The sequence below is a fragment of the Acinetobacter calcoaceticus ANC 3811 genome, assembly GCF_000399665.1.
In the GTDB taxonomy this organism is placed as follows: domain Bacteria; phylum Pseudomonadota; class Gammaproteobacteria; order Pseudomonadales; family Moraxellaceae; genus Acinetobacter; species Acinetobacter calcoaceticus_B.
Window position 1 is genome coordinate 3,534,515 of sequence record NZ_KB976986.1, and the last position, 20,541, is coordinate 3,555,055.

At 39.2% G+C, this 20,541-nt stretch carries 22 protein-coding genes; 9 read left to right on the forward strand and 13 right to left on the reverse strand.

The features are described from left to right. Window positions 1–2: 2 nt before the first annotated feature. From F935_RS17925 to F935_RS17940, 4 genes are read left to right on the forward strand one after another with little or no spacing between them, the layout of a single operon-like run. Window positions 3–1,616 carry an acyl-CoA carboxylase subunit beta gene (locus tag F935_RS17925; protein WP_016140149.1) on the forward strand — a complete coding sequence of 538 codons (1,614 nt, stop codon included), beginning with the start codon at window positions 3–5 and terminating at the stop codon, window positions 1,614–1,616. 42 nt (window positions 1,617–1,658) lie between these two features. After that, complete coding sequence (locus tag F935_RS17930) at window positions 1,659–2,816, forward strand: acyl-CoA dehydrogenase family protein (RefSeq protein WP_016140150.1); 1,158 nt, start codon at window positions 1,659–1,661, stop codon at window positions 2,814–2,816. A 16-nt stretch (window positions 2,817–2,832) separates the two neighbouring features. Then, a complete protein-coding gene (locus F935_RS17935; protein WP_016140151.1) occupies window positions 2,833–3,669 on the forward strand; it encodes an enoyl-CoA hydratase/isomerase family protein in 837 nt (278 codons plus the stop codon). 18 nt (window positions 3,670–3,687) lie between these two features. Next, window positions 3,688–5,628, forward strand: coding sequence for an acetyl/propionyl/methylcrotonyl-CoA carboxylase subunit alpha (locus F935_RS17940; RefSeq protein ID WP_016140152.1), 1,941 nt, complete (start codon window positions 3,688–3,690; stop codon window positions 5,626–5,628). Window positions 5,629–5,681: 53 nt separating this feature from the next. On the opposite strand, the gene F935_RS17945 is transcribed toward F935_RS17940, so the two are convergent. The 5 genes from F935_RS17945 to rplM form a co-directional block, all read right to left on the reverse strand. Continuing rightward, window positions 5,682–6,341: a hypothetical protein gene (locus F935_RS17945; RefSeq protein ID WP_016140153.1), complete on the reverse strand. Its 660-nt coding sequence runs from the start codon at window positions 6,339–6,341 to the stop codon at window positions 5,682–5,684. A gap of 17 nt (window positions 6,342–6,358) precedes the next feature. Continuing rightward, window positions 6,359–6,793, reverse strand: coding sequence for a ClpXP protease specificity-enhancing factor (locus F935_RS17950; RefSeq protein WP_016140154.1), 435 nt, complete (start codon window positions 6,791–6,793; stop codon window positions 6,359–6,361). Window positions 6,794–6,799: 6 nt separating this feature from the next. Beyond that, on the reverse strand, window positions 6,800–7,453 hold the full coding sequence (locus F935_RS17955) for a glutathione S-transferase N-terminal domain-containing protein (RefSeq protein ID WP_016140155.1): 654 nt from the start codon (window positions 7,451–7,453) through the stop codon (window positions 6,800–6,802). Between the two features lie 174 nt (window positions 7,454–7,627). Then, a complete protein-coding gene (gene rpsI / locus F935_RS17960) occupies window positions 7,628–8,014 on the reverse strand; it encodes a 30S ribosomal protein S9 (RefSeq protein WP_016140156.1) in 387 nt (128 codons plus the stop codon). A gap of 12 nt (window positions 8,015–8,026) precedes the next feature. Further along, entirely contained in the window at window positions 8,027–8,455 is a 429-nt protein-coding gene (rplM, locus tag F935_RS17965) for a 50S ribosomal protein L13 (RefSeq protein ID WP_003656097.1), read from the reverse strand. Between the two features lie 173 nt (window positions 8,456–8,628). Here rplM and pdxA point away from each other — a divergent pair, with 173 nt between their 5' ends. From pdxA to F935_RS17980, 3 genes are read left to right on the forward strand one after another with little or no spacing between them, the layout of a single operon-like run. After that, the gene (gene pdxA / locus F935_RS17970; RefSeq protein ID WP_016140157.1) at window positions 8,629–9,612 is read left to right on the forward strand and encodes a 4-hydroxythreonine-4-phosphate dehydrogenase PdxA; all 984 of its coding nucleotides are present in this window, start codon (window positions 8,629–8,631) and stop codon (window positions 9,610–9,612) included. Between the two features lie 23 nt (window positions 9,613–9,635). Further along, window positions 9,636–10,448: a 16S rRNA (adenine(1518)-N(6)/adenine(1519)-N(6))-dimethyltransferase RsmA gene (gene rsmA / locus F935_RS17975; protein ID WP_016140158.1), complete on the forward strand. Its 813-nt coding sequence runs from the start codon at window positions 9,636–9,638 to the stop codon at window positions 10,446–10,448. Continuing rightward, window positions 10,449–11,291: a symmetrical bis(5'-nucleosyl)-tetraphosphatase gene (locus tag F935_RS17980; RefSeq protein WP_016140159.1), complete on the forward strand. Its 843-nt coding sequence runs from the start codon at window positions 10,449–10,451 to the stop codon at window positions 11,289–11,291. 58 nt (window positions 11,292–11,349) lie between these two features. Here F935_RS17980 and F935_RS17985 read toward each other — a convergent pair whose 3' ends face one another. The 4 genes from F935_RS17985 to hflX all read right to left on the reverse strand — a co-directional run bounded on the left by F935_RS17985 (window position 11,350) and on the right by hflX (window position 14,309). Further along, a complete protein-coding gene (locus tag F935_RS17985) occupies window positions 11,350–11,793 on the reverse strand; it encodes a DUF2147 domain-containing protein (protein WP_016140160.1) in 444 nt (147 codons plus the stop codon). 82 nt (window positions 11,794–11,875) lie between these two features. Continuing rightward, a complete protein-coding gene (locus tag F935_RS17990) occupies window positions 11,876–12,550 on the reverse strand; it encodes an LrgB family protein (protein ID WP_016140161.1) in 675 nt (224 codons plus the stop codon). 10 nt (window positions 12,551–12,560) lie between these two features. Further along, complete coding sequence (locus tag F935_RS17995; RefSeq protein ID WP_005299915.1) at window positions 12,561–12,932, reverse strand: hypothetical protein; 372 nt, start codon at window positions 12,930–12,932, stop codon at window positions 12,561–12,563. Between the two features lie 33 nt (window positions 12,933–12,965). Then, window positions 12,966–14,309 (reverse strand): ribosome rescue GTPase HflX, encoded by a 1,344-nt coding sequence (hflX, locus tag F935_RS18000; RefSeq protein WP_016140162.1) that lies wholly within the window; start codon window positions 14,307–14,309, stop codon window positions 12,966–12,968. A 214-nt stretch (window positions 14,310–14,523) separates the two neighbouring features. Between hflX and F935_RS18005 the strand changes: the two genes are divergently transcribed. Then, a complete protein-coding gene (locus F935_RS18005; RefSeq protein ID WP_016140163.1) occupies window positions 14,524–15,333 on the forward strand; it encodes a lysophospholipid acyltransferase family protein in 810 nt (269 codons plus the stop codon). Here F935_RS18005 and F935_RS18010 read toward each other — a convergent pair whose 3' ends face one another. Next, a complete protein-coding gene (locus F935_RS18010) occupies window positions 15,334–16,959 on the reverse strand; it encodes a phospholipase D family protein (protein ID WP_016140164.1) in 1,626 nt (541 codons plus the stop codon). Between the two features lie 106 nt (window positions 16,960–17,065). On the opposite strand from F935_RS18010, the gene F935_RS18015 reads away from it, so the two are divergent. Further along, window positions 17,066–18,076 carry a metallophosphoesterase gene (locus F935_RS18015; protein WP_016140165.1) on the forward strand — a complete coding sequence of 337 codons (1,011 nt, stop codon included), beginning with the start codon at window positions 17,066–17,068 and terminating at the stop codon, window positions 18,074–18,076. A 48-nt stretch (window positions 18,077–18,124) separates the two neighbouring features. Here F935_RS18015 and F935_RS18020 read toward each other — a convergent pair whose 3' ends face one another. Genes F935_RS18020 through F935_RS18030 form a run of 3 tightly spaced genes read right to left on the reverse strand, consistent with a single transcriptional unit; the run spans window position 18,125 to window position 20,351 of the window. Beyond that, entirely contained in the window at window positions 18,125–18,604 is a 480-nt protein-coding gene (locus F935_RS18020; protein ID WP_016140166.1) for an outer membrane lipoprotein YfiB, read from the reverse strand. Between the two features lie 14 nt (window positions 18,605–18,618). Then, entirely contained in the window at window positions 18,619–19,842 is a 1,224-nt protein-coding gene (locus tag F935_RS18025) for a diguanylate cyclase DgcN/YfiN (protein ID WP_004796327.1), read from the reverse strand. A 5-nt stretch (window positions 19,843–19,847) separates the two neighbouring features. After that, complete coding sequence (locus tag F935_RS18030) at window positions 19,848–20,351, reverse strand: regulatory sequestration protein YfiR (RefSeq protein ID WP_016140167.1); 504 nt, start codon at window positions 20,349–20,351, stop codon at window positions 19,848–19,850. Between the last annotated feature and the right edge of the window lie 190 nt (window positions 20,352–20,541).

Genomic DNA, 20,541 nt, shown 5'->3' on the forward strand with positions numbered 1-20,541 from the left:
CAATGACAATTCTTCTCTCAGAGATCGCTGTTGGCAGTGAACAGTATCAAAAGAATAAAGAGGCACTGCTTGCTCAGCTGAGTGAAGTCCGTGCAATTCAGCAAAAAAGCATTGATAAATCATATGCTGCCAAACCTAAGTTCGATAAAAAAGGCAAAATTTTGCCGCATGAACGTGTGCGATTGTTACTCGATGCTGATTCACCTTTTGTTGAGCTATGTGGCTTAGTTGGCTACAACATGCATGATGATAAGGATGGTTCAGAAGCTGGTGGTGGGGTAATTGCTGGCATTGGTTTTGTAAGTGGTGTGCGTTGTCTGGTCTCTGCAAGTAATAGTGCAATCAAAGGCGGAACCATGTCACCTATGGGTGTGCAGAAAACCTTACGCCTGCAAAAAATTGCCTTAGAACAAAAACTCCCATTGATTACGCTGACCGAAAGTGGCGGTGCCAACTTAAATTATGCAGCAGAAGTATTTACCTATGGCGGTATGACCTTTGCCAATCAGGCACGTCTTTCAGCGGCTGGTATTCCTCAACTTGCAGTGGTACATGGGAATGCAACGGCAGGAGGGGCTTATCAACCCGGTCTTTCGGATTATGTGATTGCTGTACGCAAACAAACTGAAATGCTTCTTGCAGGCCCACCTTTACTTTTAGCAGCAACTGGTGAAGTTGCAACAGCTGAAGAGTTGGGCGGAGCAGAAATGCATGCGCAGGTTGCTGGAACAGCAGAATACTTAGCAGAAAATGATGCTGATGGTATTCGACTTGCACGTGAAATTTTTGAACACCTGAACTGGAAAGAGCAAATCAAACCAGTTGATCTGACTTATAAAGAGCCTCGTTACGATGCCGAGGAACTGTTGGGTGTAATTCCAAATGATCCTAAACAACCATTCAATATGAAAGAAGTGGTTGCCCGCATTATTGATGATTCAGATTTTCTAGAATTTAAACAGGAATATGATGATTTAACGGTGTGTGGTTGGGCAAAAATTGGTGGATTACATATAGGCATTATTACCAATAATGGCCCGATTACTCCTCAAGGAGCGGCGAAAGCAGCTCAGTTTATTCATCTGTGTGAACAGACCAAGCGTCCGTTATTATTCTTGCATAACACCACAGGTTTTATGGTGGGAACCGACGCCGAACAAAATGGCATTATCAAACATGGCTCGAAACTGATTCAGGCGGTTGCGAATTGTACCATACCTAAAATTTCGATCATTGTGGCAGGCTCATATGGTGCTGGTAACTACGCGATGTGTGGTCGAAGCCTATCACCAGATTTTATTTTTGCTTGGCCGAACTCGCATGTTGCTGTAATGGGCGCTGCTCAAGCCGGAAAGGTGCTACGCATTGTGGCTGAAGGAAAGCAAAAAGCTTCCGGTCAGGAGCCTAATTCGCAAATACTTGATTTTCTTGAGCAAAGTACGGCCATGAAATTAGAGCAGCAATCTACCGCGCTTTTCAATACGGCCATGCTACATGACGACGGCATTATCGATCCGCGAGATACTCGAAAATTATTAATTTTCCTTTTACAAACCATTTATGAAGCACAGCAACGAGAGTTGAATCCAACTCGTTTTGGTGTGTCTCGTTTTTAATCAACCTTTACCGCAATTAAAAAAATTAATAGGAATAACACAATGAAATTTACTACCGAACATGAAGCATTGCGCCGTACAGCTCGTCAATTTGTTCAAAATGAGCTGAATCCACATATTCCAGAATGGGAAGCTGCGGGGAAATTTCCAATCCACGACGTATTTAAAAAAATGGGTGATCTTGGTTTATTAGGGATTTGTAAGCCAGAAGAAAATGGTGGTTTAGCTTTAGATTATTCTTATAACCTTGTAGTTGCAGAAGAAATTGGATATGCGGCTTGTGGCGGGGTGCCTTTAGCTATTGGTGTACAAACCGATATGGCTACACCTGCTTTGGCACGTTTTGGCAGTAAAGAATTACGCGATGAGTTTTTAACACCAGCGATTGCTGGGGACTATGTTGCATCCATTGCAGTATCAGAAGTGCATGCTGGTTCGGATGTTGCTGCTATTAAAACGACTGCTAAAAAAGATGGCGATGACTATGTCATTAACGGCAGCAAAATGTGGATTACCAACTCATTGCAAGCCGACTTCTTTTGTCTTTTAGCCAACACGTCTGATGATAAACCACACGTCAATAAGTCGATGATTATTGTGCCCGCAAAAACTAAAGGGATTAGTTTTTCAGAGCCACTTAATAAATTAGGGATGCGTTCAACCACTACAGCGCAGGTTTATTTAGACAATGTACGTGTACCGCAGCGTAACTTGGTGGGTGTTGAAGGCATGGGCTTCATGATGCAAATGATGCAATTTCAGGAAGAGCGTTTATGGGCTTGTGCCAATGCTATTGGTGGGTTGGAAAATTTAATCCAAAAGACCATCGACTATACCAAAGAGCGTACGACGTTTGGTCAACCACTCATTAATAACCAATATATCCATTTTCGTTTTGCCGAGCTTATGACCGAAGTGGAAGCACTTAAAGCATTAACTTACCAAGCGTGTGAACAGCATATTGGGGGTGAAGATGTGACCAAACTGGCATCTATGGCAAAACTAAAAGCAGGTCGCTTAAGCCGTGAAGTGGCCGATAGCTGTCTGCAATATTGGGGGGGCAATGGCTTTATGTGGGATAACCCTGCATCACAGTTATATCGTGATGGTCGTTTAGGCTCTATTGGTGGTGGTGCAGATGAGATTATGTTGGGGATTATCTGCAAGTTGATGGACATCCTACCTAAAAAACAGAAATAAAAATAAGGAATACACCATGACACTTTCAGCATCGCTTCAAGCTTTAGATATTGATGACAGTATTCAATTAGAACAAGACGGCAGTATTTTATATCTCTGGTTAAATCGACCAGAGAGCCGTAATGCCATGAACTTGAAGATGGTCAATGCCATTCAACAAGTCTTTAATGCTATTCGCGATGACCTTTCAATTCGTGCGGTAATTATCCGTGGGGAAGGCGGAACCTTTTGTGCAGGTGGTGATATTAAAGACATGGCTGCTTTACGCGTTGAAGCGACCAATGTCGGCAGTCTACAACCTTACGCTGACTTTAACCGCCGTTTTGGTGCCATGCTTGAGCAAGTTGAAGCTGCACCGCAAACGGTTGTGGTGATTTTAGAAGGTGCAGTTTTAGGTGGTGGTTTTGGTTTGGCATGTGTTTCCGATGTTGCCATCAGCCGTGATAATGCTCAGTTTGGTTTGCCTGAAACGGGACTTGGTGTGATTCCTGCACAAATTGCTCCTTTTGTAGTGAAGCGTATTGGCCTGACTCAGGCTCGTCGATTGGCTTTATTGGGCATGCGTTTTGAAGGACAGACTGCTTTGAGTGTCGGAGTGGTTCATCAAATTGCACATAATGAAATAGAACTCGAGCAATCTTTACAAGAAACGATTCAACACATTAAACGAGCAGCTCCCCAAGCTTCACGTGTGACTAAAGCACTGTTACATCGAACACTCAATGAGCCTTTGAGTGATTTGCTCAATGACGCAGCTCATCAGTTTGCTCAAGCAGTTGGTGGTGCCGAAGGACAGGAAGGAACAATGGCTTTTATCCAGAAACGGTTGCCGAATTGGGCCGATGAGTCATAAGCGATAAGGATAAAAATAATGAAATTTTCAAAAGTACTGGTTGCTAATCGTGGTGAAATTGCAGTTCGAGTCATGCAAACGGCTAAGGCAATGGGCTATCAAACTGTCGCAGTTTATTCTGATGCTGACCGTAATGCTCGTCATGTGCAAGAGGCTGATGAAGCTGTCTATATTGGTCTTTCAAAAGTATCGGAGTCTTATCTTTCAATTGCAAAAATTATAGATGCTTGTAAAAAAACTGGGGCGGATGCGGTCCATCCTGGATATGGTTTTTTGTCAGAAAATACTGATTTTGCACGGGCCTGTATCGACAACAAGATTACGTTTATTGGGCCAACAGCTTCTGCAATTGAGTTAATGGGTAGTAAACGCCTTTCAAAAATTGCCATGATTGAAGCAGGCGTACCTTGTGTACCTGGTTATGAAGGCGATCGGCAAGACCTTGAATATTTAGCAATACAAGCTGAGCAAATTGGTTTTCCAATTATGGTCAAAGCTTCTGCGGGCGGTGGTGGCCGCGGTATGCGCTTGGTACAGCAGTCGTCCGAATTGGTTGAGGCATTGCAAACCGCACGTTCAGAAGCTGAAAATGCATTCGGTTCAGGTGAGCTTATTTTAGAAAAAGCGGTCATTGCTCCACGCCATGTCGAAATTCAGGTTTTTGGGGATACGCATGGTAATTATGTTTATTTGTTTGAGCGTGATTGTTCGATTCAACGCCGTCACCAAAAGGTCGTTGAAGAAGCACCATGTCCAGTCATGACTCTCGAACTGCGTCAGAAAATGGGCGAGGCGGCTGTAGCAGCGGCTAAAGCATGTGCTTATGTCGGTGCTGGTACAGTTGAGTTTTTACTTGATGCATCGGGTGCATTTTATTTTTTAGAAATGAATACTCGTTTGCAAGTGGAGCACCCCGTCACTGAGCTTATTACTGGATTAGACTTGGTTGAATGGCAGTTACGTGTCGCGAATGGTGAACAATTGCCTTTGCAACAACATGAATTGACGTTAAACGGCCATGCAATCGAAGTGCGTTTGTATGCCGAAGATCCACGTCAGGATTTCTTGCCACAAACAGGTCAAGTGTTACGTTGGCAGCCTGCAACTTTGCCAAATGTGCGAATAGATCATGGTATGTTGGCAATCGATGAAGTCAGCCCTTTCTATGATCCGATGGTGGCGAAGGTGATCGCATACGGTAAAACCCGTGAGGATGCGATTCGCTTACTTACTCGGGCTGTAGATGACTGTGTTTTGCTAGGTGTAAATAGTAATAAGCAGTTCTTGGTCAATTTATTACGCCATCCGGTTGTTGTTACAGGGGGTACCAATACTGCGTTTATTCAACAGCATTTTCAAGATGACGGCAGTCTACATAAGCAGGTTCTATCTTTAGAAAATTTAGCGATTGCTGCTGCATTATTTAGTCAAAGTAAAGTGACTGCGGTGTGGCAAACTGGGCTTGGCGTACCATTACCATTAAAACTTAAATATGATGAGCAGCAAATTCAATTGCAGCTTTCCTCTGTAAATAACACGTTTAAGGCACAGCTCTGCGATCAAACAGTTTGTATTGAAGTGCTTGAGAGAACGACAGAGCAATTAGTTTATTTAATTGATGGCGTACGTCGCCGTGTCCAATATGTATTAGATGGTGATCAGCTTTATCTAGATAAAGATAATGGCAATGTTGCGATACGCAATGTGACCTATGCTGCCCCAGAAATAGCGGATGTAGCTGGTGATGGCAAAATTCGTGCACCGATGGACGGTGCTGTAGTGAATATTTTGGTCAATAAAGGCGATCAAGTTGTGAAAGGGCAAACCTTATTGGTGCTTGAAGCGATGAAAATCCAGCAACAGATTAAATCTGATGTAGATGGAGTGGTCGATGATGTTTTAGGGCAACAAGGGCAGCAAGTAAAAAAACGACAAATGTTATTTAGTATTGTAGTCTAATAAAAAATGCCACCTTTTATGGGTGGCATTTAATTGATTGTATAGGTAAATTTTTAAGCAATTAATTGTGTATAAGCACAGTACAAATAGCCCAAAATTGCTAAAGCAACGACAGGGGCAATAATCTTTGACCATGTAGGTACAGAAACCTCGGCAGCTTGTTCTTCAATATGCAAGTCATCATGATGAGGTTGGGCTTGGTGAACCATTTGGTTGAACTCCTTCATTGTTATATCCAATGATAGCTCTTCTTGTTCCACAGGTTTAGAACCAATTAATTCATTTAGGTGGTTTGTTGACCAAACCCAATCTTCTGCCTGACCTGATAAATGTTCTACTTGACCTAAAATTAATTCTTTTAAACCATTATGCCCAAAACCACCTGTTTCATCGAGTTGGTTAAGTTCTGCTAACTGCAAAGTTAAAATTTCAGAAATACTCTGTTCTAGTTCTGCATTTTTTAAAGTCGACTGATTATGCTTAGAAGTTGTTAAATGGCGAGCAACTTCCTGAATATAAAGTGGATCTGCAGCTTTGATTTCTTGATAAATCTTATTGTCATCTTGGCGCCATAAACTAATCAGTTTTCCAAGCGCAAGAATATTCACTTCATCAATCAGTTTATTTTTTTCATTAACTGGATATTGATTTAAAAGCTGAGGCTTTTGAATTTTTATCTGCTCAGCAAAGTATTGGACTAAATCAAATGCCATGCTTTCTTCCTCTAAATTTAATCTAAAATTCTTAACGTTGGTTTTTTCTTGGACGATGTTGTTTCAATTGCTTCTTGTACTTCTGACTCTACTGTATTTTCTACAGGCGTGACATTGGCATATTCTTCAGGATCAAAGAATAAACCTTGTCCATTTTCACGTGCATAAATACCTAAAACAGCCTGAATAGGTACATAAATGTCTTTTGATGCTCCCCCGAAACGAGCAGAAAAAGTAATGGCTTCATTTCCGATAATAAGTTGATGAACAGCATGAGGCACGATATTTAAAATGATTTGGCCATCTTTAACAAATTGCTGTGGAACATCGGTATGTGGCTGAGTCGCATCCACTAATAGATAAGGAGTAAGTTGGTTATCACAAATCCATTCATAGATTGCACGAGCAAGATAAGGACGTGTAGGGGTTAAATCAATAGTTTGCTCAGACATATCACACTATTCCATATTTAATAGTTCATTGTAACGGTTTTTCTCTTGAGCCGTCATTGATTTAGCAAAAGAAGGCCTCTCAAAGATACGTTTACAATACAAAAGTATCGGTCGGCAGTGCTGTTTGGGTAAATCGATTCCCATGCTATTTAATCTTAAAAAGATAGGGGCAAGCATACAGTCCAAGATTGTAAAATGCTCAGACATAAAATAAGGAAAATGCTGAAATAGGGGAGTAAGTGAAATTAAAGTTTCACGTAATTCTTTTTGGGCTTTTTGCTTTTGTTCGACATTTAAAGAATCAGCATGTTTTAACATGTGATCTGCTAACTTGAACCAGTCATTTTCAAGTCTCCATATATATTGACGCTGCTCTGCACGCATCATTGGAGCATCTGCATAAAGCTTACTTTGGCGATAACGATCATCTAAATATTCAGCAATAATAGGTGCTGAAAATAATTTAAGATTTTGCTCGACCAACATCGGCAATTGGTTATATGGATTTAAACTTGCCAAATCTTCGTCTTCATGGTCAGTTACGATCAATTGATATTTGATTTGTTTTTCTGCTAATAAGAAACGAATCCAGTGAGAACGGAAATCATCAGCATGACTGTAAAGGGTAATCCCCTGAATAGAGGTGTTTTCGACCGACATATCACAAGACGACGTGGTTGAGTGAATCGATTAGGATACTAAAAATGCTCTAGGAAATCACGGTTCTAACGAGATAGTTTGTTTATATTTATAAGTTTGCATTTTATTGTTCTATTTTCATAATAAAAAAGCCTTGGAAAAATCCAAGGCTTTTTGTCCAACTCGATAAACGAATTAACGTTTAGAGAATTGAGGACGCTTACGAGCTTTACGTAAACCAAGTTTCTTACGTTCAACTTCACGAGCATCACGAGTAACGAAACCAGCTTGACGAAGAACAGGTTTTAAAGTTTCATCAGCAGCGATAAGCGCACGAGTAATACCGTGACGGATTGCGCCAGCTTGACCACCCATACCACCACCTTTAACAGTGATGTAAAGGTCAAACTTTTCAGTAACTTCTAAAAGTTCTAAAGGTTGACGAACAACCATACGAGCAGTTTCACGACCGAAATATTGCTCTAAAGTACGGTTGTTAATAACGAGTTTGCCTGTACCAGCTGACAAGAAAACACGTGCAGTTGCGGTCTTACGGCGACCTGTACCATAATTAGTAGCCATGTGCTGTATCCCTTAGATGTCCAAAACTTGTGGCTGTTGAGCAGCATGCGGATGCTCAGTACCAGCGTACACTTTCATTTTTTTGATCATTGCATAACCAAGAGGACCTTTTGGTAACATACCTTTAACTGCTTTTTCAAGAACAGCTTCAGGCTTGTGAGCAATTAACTTCTCGAAGTTAGTCTCACGGATACCACCAGGGAAACCAGTATGGCGATAATATTTCTTATCAAGCGCTTTTTTACCAGTCACTTGAACTTGTTCAGCATTAATCACAACGATGTAATCGCCAGTGTCAACGTGAGGAGTATAAGAAGTCTTGTGCTTACCGCGTAAACGACGAGCGATTTCAGTCGCAAGGCGACCTAAAGTTTTGCCAGAAGCATCAACAACATACCAGTCATGTTGAACTTCAGCTGGCTTAGCGCTGAGAGTTTTCATTAAACCACTACCTATTATAGTTGGTTTGGACTATGGAATCTGTCCAAACAAAAGGAGCCAGCATTCTAAACGAGTTTGTTTAAAGTCACAAGAAAAATCCAGTTTAAGCAGCATAATTTAATCCATAAACTGATGAATGCGGGATATGTTAAAATCAAACAAATTTTCGTTATGTGTCTGGGGTGATTGTGCTGCCTTTATATGTCACTTCCGGTGAGCCGGCTGGTATTGGTCCAGATATTTGCTTGAGCTTGGCTAAGCGAGTTGATGAACGCCCTGTTGTTGTTTTGGGTGACCGAAATTTATTAGAACAACGTGCCCAAAAACTAGGGAGATATGTTCAACTTGTAGAATATACGGGACAAGCTGAATCATCATCTATAGGTGAGCTTTATATAGAGCATGTGCCTTTAGAAACAGCGGTTGTTGATGGGCAATTAAATTCAGCTAATGCGGCTTATGTATTAGAACAATTACGCCGTTCAGCTGATTATGCGTTATCTGGTAAAAGTGTCGGGGTGGCCACTGCTCCTGTACAAAAGTCAGTCATTAATGACGCAGGTATTTTGTTTAGTGGTCACACTGAATATTATCAAGAGATTGCAGGTGTAGAGCGCGTCGTCATGATGCTTGCAACCAAAACTTTGCGTGTTGCCTTAGCGACTACACATTTGCCTTTAAGAGATGTTGCTGATGCAATTACCAAAGAGCGGTTACATCAAGTCATTGATATTTTAATACATGACTTAAAAACTAAATTTAAAATTATAGATCCGCGCATATTAGTGTGTGGCTTAAATCCTCACGCGGGTGAAGATGGCTATTTAGGACGTGAAGAGATTGATACCATTAATCCGGTACTCGAAACTTATCGGACGCAAGGAATTAAAATGAGCCTAAGCTTGCCTGCGGATACCTTATTTACCCCTGAGCATCTTAAAAATGCTGATGCTGTACTCGCTATGTACCATGATCAAGGTTTACCTGTGTTAAAATCACAAGGGTTTGGTGAGGCCATCAATATTACATTGGGTTTGCCATTCATCCGAACCTCGGTCGATCATGGCACTGCATTGTCTTTGGCTGGGACTGGTTTGGCAAAAAGCTCAAGTTTAAATGTCGCTGTCGATTTAGCGTTATCTTTGGCAGCGAGCTAAATTTTTCATGTTGGAAATGTTATATGTATCAAATTAATGCCCTAAACCCGAAAGATGAAGGGCATAAAGCTCGTAAACGTTTTGGTCAAAACTTCTTACATGATCAGCGAGTCATTGCCAAAATCGTGCGCTCGGTGAATCCGCGTGCGGGTGAAAATGTTGTCGAAATTGGTCCTGGTTTGGCCGCTTTAACTTCTCCTTTAATTGGAGAGTGTGATGCATTAACAGTGGTTGAGCTAGATCGTGATTTAGCGGCAGGCTTACCAGAACGCGTTCCACATCCTGAACGTTTAACTATTATAGAAGCTGACGCATTAAAATATGATTTTAACGAGCTGGTAAAAGATGGTCGACCATTACGTGTGGTTGGTAATTTACCTTATAACATTTCAACTCCATTACTTTTTCATCTCTTGGAATTTGGCAGTAAAGTTAAAGACATGCACTTTATGCTGCAAAAAGAGGTGGTTGAACGTATTACTGCCGAACCAAATACAAAAGAATATGGTCGCTTGTCGGTAATGATTCAGTATTATTGCCAACCTACGTTTTTATTTGAAGTGCCAGCTGGCGCATTTAACCCGCCACCTAAAGTAACGAGTGCTGTTTTCCGTCTTGTTCCATATGAACAGAAACCAATTATTGCAAAAGATGAAAAAGCTTTAGCTCGCTTGGTTGGTCATGTATTTACCCAACGTCGTAAAACCCTAAGAAATAGTCTTAAAGGTATGATCGCTGAAGATGGTTTTGAAAAAGCAGGCGTTGACCCGATGGCTCGTCCTGAAACTTTAACACTTGCTCAATTTGTTGCTTTAGCCGATCAAATGGTGGGATAAATGACTAAACGTTTTAATTATGTGATTGGCGATGTACAAGGGTGTTTTGAAGCTCTGAAAGCCTTACTTAAAGAAATACGTTTTGATCCAGACCAAGATTTTTTATGGTTTGCAGGTGATTTGGTCGCTCGTGGCGAAAACTCAGTAGGTGCCTTACGTTTTGTTAAAAAACTTGCTGATCGCGGTGCTGCTGCAACTGTACTCGGAAATCATGATCTAACTTTAGTTGCTGGTGCGCGTGGTTTAAAAGAGATTAAAGCAAAAGATCGCACACAGGATGTTATTGATGCAATTGATGGCGATGAGTTAATCGACTGGTTGCGTAAACAACCTTTATGCTTATTCCCGAACGAGCACACAATTCTTACTCATGCAGGTATACCTTGCATTTGGGATGCCCAAAAAACTGCAACGCTTGCAAAAGAGGTTGAATCTGTACTCTCACATCCAGATTTATCTGTATTAGATGCCTTTTTGGCAGAAATGTATGGCTCAAAACCAGATTTGTGGGAAGATGACTTAACGGGTTCAGCTCGTTTACGTTGTATTACCAACTATTTGACCCGCATGCGTTTAACCAATGTAGAAGGGGCTTTAGAGTTCAGTTTTAAAGATGCTCTAGATGCTCCAATGCCAGAAGGCTATTTACCTTGGTTCGAATTTCCAAGTAAAGCTGCAGAGACTCATCAGATTATTTTTGGTCATTGGGCTGCGCTAGAAGGTAGAAGCATCAATGAGCAAATCCAGAATATTGATGGCGGCTGTGTTTGGGGCAGAAAGTTAATGGCTTATCGTCTTGAAGATAAAGAAGTCTTTGCTGTCGATAATCCAGTGCAAATATAGGAAAAGCAATTCTTTTCATGAGTGAAAATAAAAAAGCCGCATAAGCGGCTTTTTTTAACTATTCAACACGTATCCATATTTGGTTACGGCCTAATGCTGAAACCCCAAGGTATCCACGCAGATGGAGAAGTTTACCACTTGCGTTAAGTTTTGCTTTAAGTCCATAAACTTTACCAGTGTTAGGATCTAAAATTCTCCCACCTGTGTAATTAGAACCATCTGTTCGCTTTAAACCCGTTGCAATATCCAATCCTAAAATTGGTTTATTGGTATAGGGTGCTGGGCAATTGTCACAAATCTCTTTAGGGGTATAACCCGGACGAGGTGTAACTTTAACAACTTTTCCAGCATAGGTCCCATTGGCTTCTTTTCGTATTTCTACCTGTGCTTTTGGAGCACTTGTCTTATCATCAATTGTTTGCCAAAGACCTGTAATATCTGCTGCAAATGTAGCAGTATTAATCCCCAGTAAGAGCATAGCTCCAATAAAAATTTTCCCCATAATTAAAAATCCTTTTAACTTTGAAAGATCATCTTATTTCTAATTGTTAACTGGTTCAATGTTTATTTAAACTACTTTTTAATCAATGTATTCCAAAAGATAACATGAATGTCGGCAGCCAAATCGCAGTAAATACACCATTTAAAGCCATACCAAATGCAGCGTAGCGACCTGCAACTGGTCCGCGTTGCCAAGCTTGAGCTGTTCCTATGGCATGCGCAGCTAAACCTAAGGCTAAACCTGATGCTCTTTCATCATGAATATGTTTAAGTAAAAATGGTGAAAACGCTGCTCCAATAACGCCAGATAAGATAACAATAAGAGTCACCAGCGTTTCCGGAGCATGCAATAACGTTGCGATATTCAGAGCGATTGGAGTGGTTACCGCACGGGTCGCAAATGCAAGAACGGTAGGTTCCGACATATGCAATAAATAAGCGAGACCCATAGGCAAAGCGACGGCGCTAATACTTGCAAAAAGTAAAATACCAATGACTGATTTAATTGGAAGATCATCGTAACGCATTGCAGCCAAGGGAATGGCTAAAGCTACAGTCACATACCCTAATAAATGACTAAATAACTCATTCACATAAAGGCGGTACTGTTCATAAGGAACTTGTAAAACTGAAAGTAATGCAATGACAATGAACATGCCAAAAACTAAAAGTGGAACTTGTGGAAAGCGTCGGTTTAAAGGTTTTGCACATAGATAACCAATGAGTGTGATCAAAAAACCATAGAAAATCGTAAACATTTTATTCTCCTTATAACCAACGTTTTGCCATTTTTGCATAGACCCACAAAGGTATAAGGGTGCTGACCACTAAAACAAAAAGGAATAGTGGAATTTCTTTACCCATATGCACCAACATAATTAAGGAGCCAGCACAAACAGGTAAAAAAGCAAAACCACTTTCTTTCATGATTTTATTATTGGTATCGACTATTCGGAGAGGAATTTTTTTGAACTTTCTCCAGATAATCAAAACAGTGAGTAAGCTGATTAAGCCGACCAGATTACCTAATTCTGGATGACCAAAAGCACGCATGACAATGACAGAGCCTTCACGAAAACCAATAATGAGTAGTAAAGTTGCTACCCATGCTGTCCAGTCTATACTTTTGATCTTATCCATATTTTTTATCTCTAAAAGTTTACTTATCGAGTTTTAACTGATCTCGCCCTTGATTTCAAACTCTTCCAATGGGCGCTTAAATTGACTAGCGCGTTCTCCTAAGATTTCTTCTAAGGGCAATTTTGCTTGGCGAATAAGCTTTTCTAACTTATGTGGCGCAATGCGTACATCAATATGTAATAAGCCTGCATCGTCATAGTGTTCAGACTCAATCACATTTAAGGCATAAAGCTGTGTGCGAAATTTGCCATAAGCAGGTTTAAGAATCAGAGAAAACTTTTGAATTTGACCCATTAAACATTCTTGTACTGCTTTTTGAAGTAACTCTAGGCCAAGGCCAGCATGAGCTGAAACATAAACTCGATCTGGTACATGTGGCTCGGCATAAACAATTTTGGCTTCTTCACCACTCAGGTCAATTTTGTTGTACACCCGAAGTACTGGAGCATCTGCACCAATCTCTTTTAATACGCCTTCAACTGCTTCAATTTGATCAAGCATGTCGTGGCTATTACTATCAATTACATGTAGTAAAAGTGTGGCTTCTAGGGTTTCTTCAAGTGTTGCTTTGAATGATTCAATTAAATCATGCTGTAAGTTTCGTACAAAACCTACTGTATCTGCTAACACGACAGTACCAATACCATCCCATTCCAAACGGCGTAATGTCGGGTCGAGTGTTGCAAACAGTTGATCGGCTGCGTAGACATCACTTTTTGCTAAAATATTAAATAGAGTCGATTTTCCAGCATTGGTATAGCCTACTAACGACACAGTTGGAATGGCTGCCTTTTGTCTTGCAGCACGTCCCTGTATACGTGTTTGATGTACCTTTTCTAATTTATCTTTTAATTGGGCAATACGTACACGAATGAGACGACGATCTGTTTCTAGTTGCGTTTCACCGGGACCACGTAAGCCAATACCACCTTTTTGTTGTTCAAAGTCTGCTGACCAGCCACGAATAAGGCGGGTGGATAAATGCTTAAGCTGTGCAAGTTCGACTTGTAATTTACCTTCATGCGTACGGGCACGCAGCGCAAAAATATCTAAAATTAATCCTGTACGATCAATGACTCGGCATTTTAATATTCTTTCTAAATTTCGTTCTTGAGCGGGTGACAAAGCATGGTCAAAAATCACCAGACTTACTTCTAGTTCCTGAACTCGCTCTGCAATTTCTTCGACTTTTCCTGAACCAATAAAAAATTTAGGATTGGGTTTGTTTCGCTGAACCTTAATATGTTCAAGGATATCTGCACCAGCAGACTGTGCAAGTAGAGCAAACTCTTCGGCATCCAGATCATCTAATAATTGTACTGAAACACTCACTAAAATTGTGCGTTCACCGCCTTGATGCCGATCAACATATTCCACGTGGTTGTAAATCCTGAAAATGGGAAAACTTTATTCTAGATGAAACTTATGCAAAAGGGGAAAGCGTTTGTTCTTATCCTTTAGATTAGTTAAATGCTATTAGAGGTGTCTGAATTTATTTTTTCCCCGTTCTCTATCATCAATGCAAGTTTATTCTGAAACGTATAGAATGCTTGAGATGGGTATAACAATGATTGATCGTTAGTGAAATTTTATGGCTCAAACGCAAAGTATAGTTAATTCAACGTTAAAGAAATTATCAAAAATAGGTTTGTACGGAAAAAAAGTCACTTCGGCTACCGCTGCAATTAGTGAAGGTTTTTATTTAGTTTATCGACATGGCCTTTATAAAGATCCTAATAATCCGGTCAATACACGCTATGTTCAATTTTTTTGCCGCCGTTTATGTCAGGTTTTTAACTTAGATGTCGAAGTACACGGAACAATTCCTCGAGAACCTGCTTTATGGGTAAGTAATCATATTTCTTGGCTCGATGTTGCTGTTTTAGGTTCAGGCGCTCGTGTTTTCTTTCTTGCCAAAGCTGAAATTGAAAATTGGCCCATTTTAGGCAATCTAGCTAAAGGTGGTGGAACTTTATTTATTAAGCGTGGGTCTGGTGATTCCATTAAAATTCGTGAGCAAATTACCGAATTTTTAAAACAAAATATTCCTGTACTATTTTTCCCTGAAGCAACGACCACAGATGGACATTCTGTTAAGAAAGTACATGGTCGTTTGCTTGGGGCTGCTATTGAGGCTCAACGCCCAGTACAGGTATGTTTAATTTGTTATGTAAACCGTGATGGACAATTAGATACAGTTGCTCCATTCATTGGCGAGATGTCGTTTGCCGAACATATTCAACGTGTACTTGAAATGCCGAGAGTAACTGCTCATCTGTTAACTTTGCCACCAATTTCCGTGGAAGGGCATGATGTGAAGAGTTTAACGCGTGAAGTTCAAGAAAAAATGGTAGAAGGCTTGGCTCAACTACATCAAAAAGTACTTAAGCCAAAAAATTAATTACATAAATCCTTCAAGTGGCAGCCATGAAAGAAATTTCATGCCTGCTTTTTGCCACCATTTCATCTCGGGTTCTTGTCTATAAATTAAGGGACCATTGGGCGTTTCTTGCTGCCAATAAATATGATTATTCGAGTCAAGCTTTAGCTTATAAGCATATTTATTTAAATTTTCATCCATCGTATGGTGAATTGTCTTAGCCAACGACGGGCTATCTAAAATTACGCCAATTTCAGTATTCAAATAAGCTGAGCGTGGATCAAAATTAAATGAACCAATAAAAACCTGTTCATCTAATGCCATCAGTTTAGTATGCAAACTTGAGCGGCTTAATCCCTTCATATTTACTTTCGCTTTAGTGGCAAGCTCATCAGTATTTTTATTTAAATCTCTTTTATCAGGGGTAGGTAAAAACTCATAAAGTTGTACGCCGTTTTTAAGAAGTTCTTTACGGTATTTTCCATAAAAGGCATGTACAACGGCAACGTCATTCGCTTTAAACGAGTTAGTTAAAACTCGCACCTCAACGCCTTCTTTAGCAAGCGTGCTTAAAATTTTAGCGCCTTGTTTTTCAGGAATAAAATAAGCTGAAATTAAATCAACATTACTTTCCGGTTTTTCTAGATGGTTAATTAACTGGAAATTCAGGTGCTCTTCTTTTTTTGCCTTTGATTTGATTTTATCAGGCGAGTCTTTTACGACTTCTGCTTTGACCCAGTCGAATTGGATGCTGCGATTTAACCATTGATCAAATGCATGTGATTTTGCGGTTAAGTTTAAAAAGTTTTGAACAGTTGCTAGTTGGTAGTGAGCTTCGAGTTGCTCTTTTAATCCTTCATAACGTAGACGGTGCTGCTCAGGACTTACGATGCTTTGAACTGAATAGGCATATTCATGATTCCAGTAATCATCAAACGAATTCACAATGTCATCAACAGCAGCACCAACTAACATCACATCGACATCAGAAAATTGATAGCTATCGCTTACATTGTAATATTGATTTGTCATGTTCCGTCCGCCAATAAGAGCAACCTCATTGTCGGCAATAAAACTTTTATTATGCATGCGACGATTGATACGTTTTAAATCAAGCACCATATCCATCGCACGATATTTACGAAAACGGTATGGGTTAAAAAGCTTCACTTCAATATTTTTATGTTGAGAGAGAGCGAGTAAAATCCCTTCTATTTTTTTTGCATTATTGTCATCAATAAGAAGTCGAACTTTTACACCACGATCAGCTGCCCGAATAATCGCGTGCAAGGCTAAGGCACCAACTTTGTCATTGTCCCAAATGTAATATTGTAAATCTAAAGTCTTTTCGGCTTTATCAATTAATCTTAGGCGGGCTGCTAGAGCCTCCAATGGATCATTTAAGACGTGGTAACCGGTTAGCTTGGGGTTTTGCTGACGTAATGGAGTAACAATTTGAGCAAGTGAAGTCTCCGATGTGTCGATATCATTTGCATATTCTAATGGTTCAGCCCTATGTTTTGGCAGAGTACTACATCCTGTCAAACCCACAGCAAAACTAGAACATAGGACTATAGAGACTTTTATCAAAAAGCCTTTAGCTTGTTGATTCGTTTGAAGCTGTTTGGAATGAGAGGATTGTGCCATAATCAGTACATACGATAACGTGAGCTAGAGTATAATTCGTGCATATTGAAAGATAAATATTGAATTTGATTACTAGCAATCAATATAAGATAAGTCGAGAGTCGTAATGTGGAATCCAAATTCAATTATTTTTTGTTTTTACTTTATATTTTCAATACTTGCTTTATGGGCGATTTCTGAAGCTTGGATTCACCAATCTCGGACCGAGACGATTCATCCATTTAAAGCTTTTGTTCATTTACTCGCATTTTATCTCTCTTATCTACTTATTCCTCTCTGGTTTTTTAATTTATACGCTGCTTGGATTGGTTATTATTCAATTCACCAAGGTATTTTCATCTTTTTCTTAAGTGGTGTTTTAATCTACGCCCGATTTATTGAACCTCATCTTGTACGTGTCGATACTCATCAATATCGCTTAAATCCAGATCGTAGTTTTACTAAACCTGTAAAAGTAGCGTTAATTGCAGATTTACATATCGGTTTATTTTCAGGGCATGAACGTCAGCTAAAAACAATAGTTAAAAAACTAAATGAGCAGCAACCAGATTTAGTAGTTGTGGCAGGTGACTGGACCTATGAACCAGAAGATAGGCTGATTCAAGAATTGAGTGTTTTAAAAGAAATTCAGGCGCCTGTTTACTCGGTTCCTGGCAATCATGATGAGCAATATCCTGGGCCACCAATTCAACAATTATTAAAAGATGCCTTGTTTTATAATGAAGTTGTTGATATCGAAGGAAAAATTGTTGATTTTGAAGAATTCCGTTTGATTGGTATTGGCGATCTTTGGGCTGGGAAAACTGATATGCGTTCTATGCCAGATTTACCCCAAGACAAACCTTGGTTAATTTTGTCCCATAATCCCGATACGGTTGATATGGTGCCTAAATTACCGAATCGTCCATTAATGTTATCTGGACATACACATGGAGGGCAAGTGGAGCTTCCGTGGTTAACTAACTATATTATGAAAAAAGTATCAATTTTAGGGCATAAAAGAGGACTTTATTCCCACGAACATGCGGATGTCTTTGTTACCGTTGGCACAGGAATGGTCGGAATTCCTTTACGTTTTAGAGTGCCGCCAACCATTGATATTATTGAGTTAGTTTAAAATAAAAAAGCCAATCACAAAGGATTGGCTTTTTTATGAATTGAAAAATTATGGAATAACGACAATAGCAACACGTCGGTTAATCGCACGATTTTCATTGGTTGTATTTGGAACATAAGGTTGCGTTGAACCACGACCAATCACATAGATATTTTCTTTCTTAAACCCGCGAGCTAAGAAAAGATTTGCCACACTTTGCGCACGTTCTTCAGACAGCTTTTGATTATAGGCAGCATCACCAACATCATCAGTATGACCAACAATTTTCAATTTATTTAGATCATATTTATTCAATTGATTTGCTAGACGCACTAACTCAGCTTCATGGCTCTGTTTTAACTCTGCATTATTAAAGTCAAATAACAAACGTTCAGGTAAACCCAGAGTCCATCCTTCATTAGTAAGAACAAAACCTTCTTTCTTAAGCAATTTTACCTGACGATATTTTAATGGACCAAAACTCAGGCACCCTGCAAGAGTAATGCATAGCAATGCAATAAAGGAGAGTTTCAAAGATCTTGTATTCATAGATTAGCCTAAATTTAATTTTCAGGTTTATAGATAAACCAGTGTTCATCCGAAGTTTTAGCCTTATACATTGCCTGATCTGCTTGCATAATGAAATCTTCGGGGCTAGATGCAAATTGTGATAAAGCAATACCCACACTAAAACTGAAGTAAATGGTTTGACCATTCAGATGCAAAGGTTCTTTACAGCTTTCGAGTAAATTTTCAGCAATAGATATTAAATGATCAGCATGACTAATGGAATGCAAAATGACAGCAAATTCGTCGCCGCCTAATCGGGCAATAAAATCTTGATGACGTAGACGAGTTTGTAGACGATTTGCCATTTCTTTTAAAACTTCATCTCCAGCCAAATGTCCAAATTGGTCATTAATCGCTTTGAAGTTATTGTTATCTATAAATAATAAAGCAGACTTGTTATCAAAACCCTTATCTTCAAACATGTCTAAGAGAATCTGATAAAAATAATGTCTATTAGGCAATAAGGTGAGTTGGTCATGATGAGCCTGAAAGGATAATTTACGATTTTCCTTTTGTAGCTGGTTATCCCATATCTGAATTTCTTCAAGTAACTCGTTAAAAACGGTATTTAAATCTTGAAATTCTTTAATACGATTATAAGGAAAACGAAGATTATAAGCTTTTTGCTCACTTACAATTTGAGCAATATTGGTAAGTGGATAAATAGCCTGCATAATTTGACGATAAGTTAAGTTTACTGACCACCACAAAGCGCAAACAATAAACAACATCGCAATTGCAAGCCCTACCATAATCATTTTAAGGAACTGCAATATTTTTTCAGAACTACCAAAAAGTGTTAATTCACCTACATTTTGTTCATGATGGTAAATTGTAAGATGAACAGGTTCATTTAAAAACCAATGATCAAACCAGCCCTCTAGAATTGAAGTCTGACTTGATAATTTAAAACTTTGTGCAATTAAATGATGCTCTGAATCATAAATATGAATAGTACGAATTGAATGATCATTCGTATATTCATTCAAAATTTGCTCTATCGTAATTTTATCATTAAATACAACTGCGGGCTGAATACGCTCTAGCAGAGTATGGCTAAGCAATTGCAAGTTTTGTTTGGCGTAAGTTTCCATTGTAAAAACAGAAATTGATACAAACGTAAAAGAGCAGATAAAGAAAGTAATTGCGAAAATAGTAAATTGAGATTTTCTAAATAAAGCATGTAATGAAGTGGACTGATACAACTTTGATATCATGACCCTTACTCCGCATTCTTAGCCAAGAGTAATACTCTCGGATCAATATGAACTTTGGAGTGACTTAAAGCATCTAAGTTAACTTTAAAGGTAGTGTAATTATTTTGGTTATATAAACAAAAGATACTTCCTATTTCACATTCTGAATTATTAATGCTTAAAGAAAGTAAAGAACGATAAGGATAGTTCTGAATAAGACTTTGTTGTTGTTGGGGCGTAGTAGTAGAGAAATAAACAGCCTGACAATGTGACCGAGCAAAATCTTTCGCGTTTACAGTTTGAACACGATAATTATAAGACATTTGCTGGATATAAGATTGAAAGGTAGATGTAATGGAGGGATTATCAATAACACAAAGAGTAGGAGTATTCACATTCTCCCACTTACTGTAGCTTAGAATAGATAAAGTAAGCACATAGAAGTTATGTTTTGAATTGGCATAACAAGGCCCACTCGTAGCAAACACTACAAGTATGCAAACAAATACTTTTTTAGCGAACTGCCACATGGTGAGTTAATGCCAAACTATTGCACGAATAATCTATTCTACATGAAGTTGATAAAGTAAAAAAAGTTTAATATCTCATCTAAAGTTGACTGAAGTGCCTAAAAAAAAGGCATATATATGACTTTTTTCACAAAATAGAAGAAAAAATCGGCACTCGATAGAAAAAGGCAGAAATACCCCTTGCCAAGGG

What these genes read in the sequence shown, in the direction of transcription:
- rplM (WP_003656097.1), bottom strand. Translation starts at nt 8,455, where the DNA reads ATGAAAACTCTCAGCGCTAAGCCAGCTGAAGTTCAACATGACTGGTAT.
- F935_RS18025 (WP_004796327.1), bottom strand. Translation starts at nt 19,842, where the DNA reads ATGATATCAAAGTTGTATCAGTCCACTTCATTACATGCTTTATTTAGA.
- F935_RS17940 (WP_016140152.1), top strand. Translation starts at nt 3,688, where the DNA reads ATGAAATTTTCAAAAGTACTGGTTGCTAATCGTGGTGAAATTGCAGTT.
- F935_RS18020 (WP_016140166.1), bottom strand. Translation starts at nt 18,604, where the DNA reads ATGAATACAAGATCTTTGAAACTCTCCTTTATTGCATTGCTATGCATT.
- F935_RS17945 (WP_016140153.1), bottom strand. Translation starts at nt 6,341, where the DNA reads ATGGCATTTGATTTAGTCCAATACTTTGCTGAGCAGATAAAAATTCAA.
- F935_RS18010 (WP_016140164.1), bottom strand. Translation starts at nt 16,959, where the DNA reads ATGGCACAATCCTCTCATTCCAAACAGCTTCAAACGAATCAACAAGCT.
- rpsI (WP_016140156.1), bottom strand. Translation starts at nt 8,014, where the DNA reads ATGGCTACTAATTATGGTACAGGTCGCCGTAAGACCGCAACTGCACGT.
- F935_RS17925 (WP_016140149.1), top strand. Translation starts at nt 3, where the DNA reads ATGACAATTCTTCTCTCAGAGATCGCTGTTGGCAGTGAACAGTATCAA.
- F935_RS17955 (WP_016140155.1), bottom strand. Translation starts at nt 7,453, where the DNA reads ATGTCGGTCGAAAACACCTCTATTCAGGGGATTACCCTTTACAGTCAT.
- F935_RS17950 (WP_016140154.1), bottom strand. Translation starts at nt 6,793, where the DNA reads ATGTCTGAGCAAACTATTGATTTAACCCCTACACGTCCTTATCTTGCT.
- F935_RS17930 (WP_016140150.1), top strand. Translation starts at nt 1,659, where the DNA reads ATGAAATTTACTACCGAACATGAAGCATTGCGCCGTACAGCTCGTCAA.
- F935_RS17985 (WP_016140160.1), bottom strand. Translation starts at nt 11,793, where the DNA reads ATGGGGAAAATTTTTATTGGAGCTATGCTCTTACTGGGGATTAATACT.
- F935_RS18030 (WP_016140167.1), bottom strand. Translation starts at nt 20,351, where the DNA reads ATGTGGCAGTTCGCTAAAAAAGTATTTGTTTGCATACTTGTAGTGTTT.
- F935_RS17935 (WP_016140151.1), top strand. Translation starts at nt 2,833, where the DNA reads ATGACACTTTCAGCATCGCTTCAAGCTTTAGATATTGATGACAGTATT.
- F935_RS17995 (WP_005299915.1), bottom strand. Translation starts at nt 12,932, where the DNA reads ATGGATAAGATCAAAAGTATAGACTGGACAGCATGGGTAGCAACTTTA.
- rsmA (WP_016140158.1), top strand. Translation starts at nt 9,636, where the DNA reads ATGTATCAAATTAATGCCCTAAACCCGAAAGATGAAGGGCATAAAGCT.
- F935_RS18015 (WP_016140165.1), top strand. Translation starts at nt 17,066, where the DNA reads ATGTGGAATCCAAATTCAATTATTTTTTGTTTTTACTTTATATTTTCA.
- F935_RS18005 (WP_016140163.1), top strand. Translation starts at nt 14,524, where the DNA reads ATGGCTCAAACGCAAAGTATAGTTAATTCAACGTTAAAGAAATTATCA.
- F935_RS17990 (WP_016140161.1), bottom strand. Translation starts at nt 12,550, where the DNA reads ATGTTTACGATTTTCTATGGTTTTTTGATCACACTCATTGGTTATCTA.
- F935_RS17980 (WP_016140159.1), top strand. Translation starts at nt 10,449, where the DNA reads ATGACTAAACGTTTTAATTATGTGATTGGCGATGTACAAGGGTGTTTT.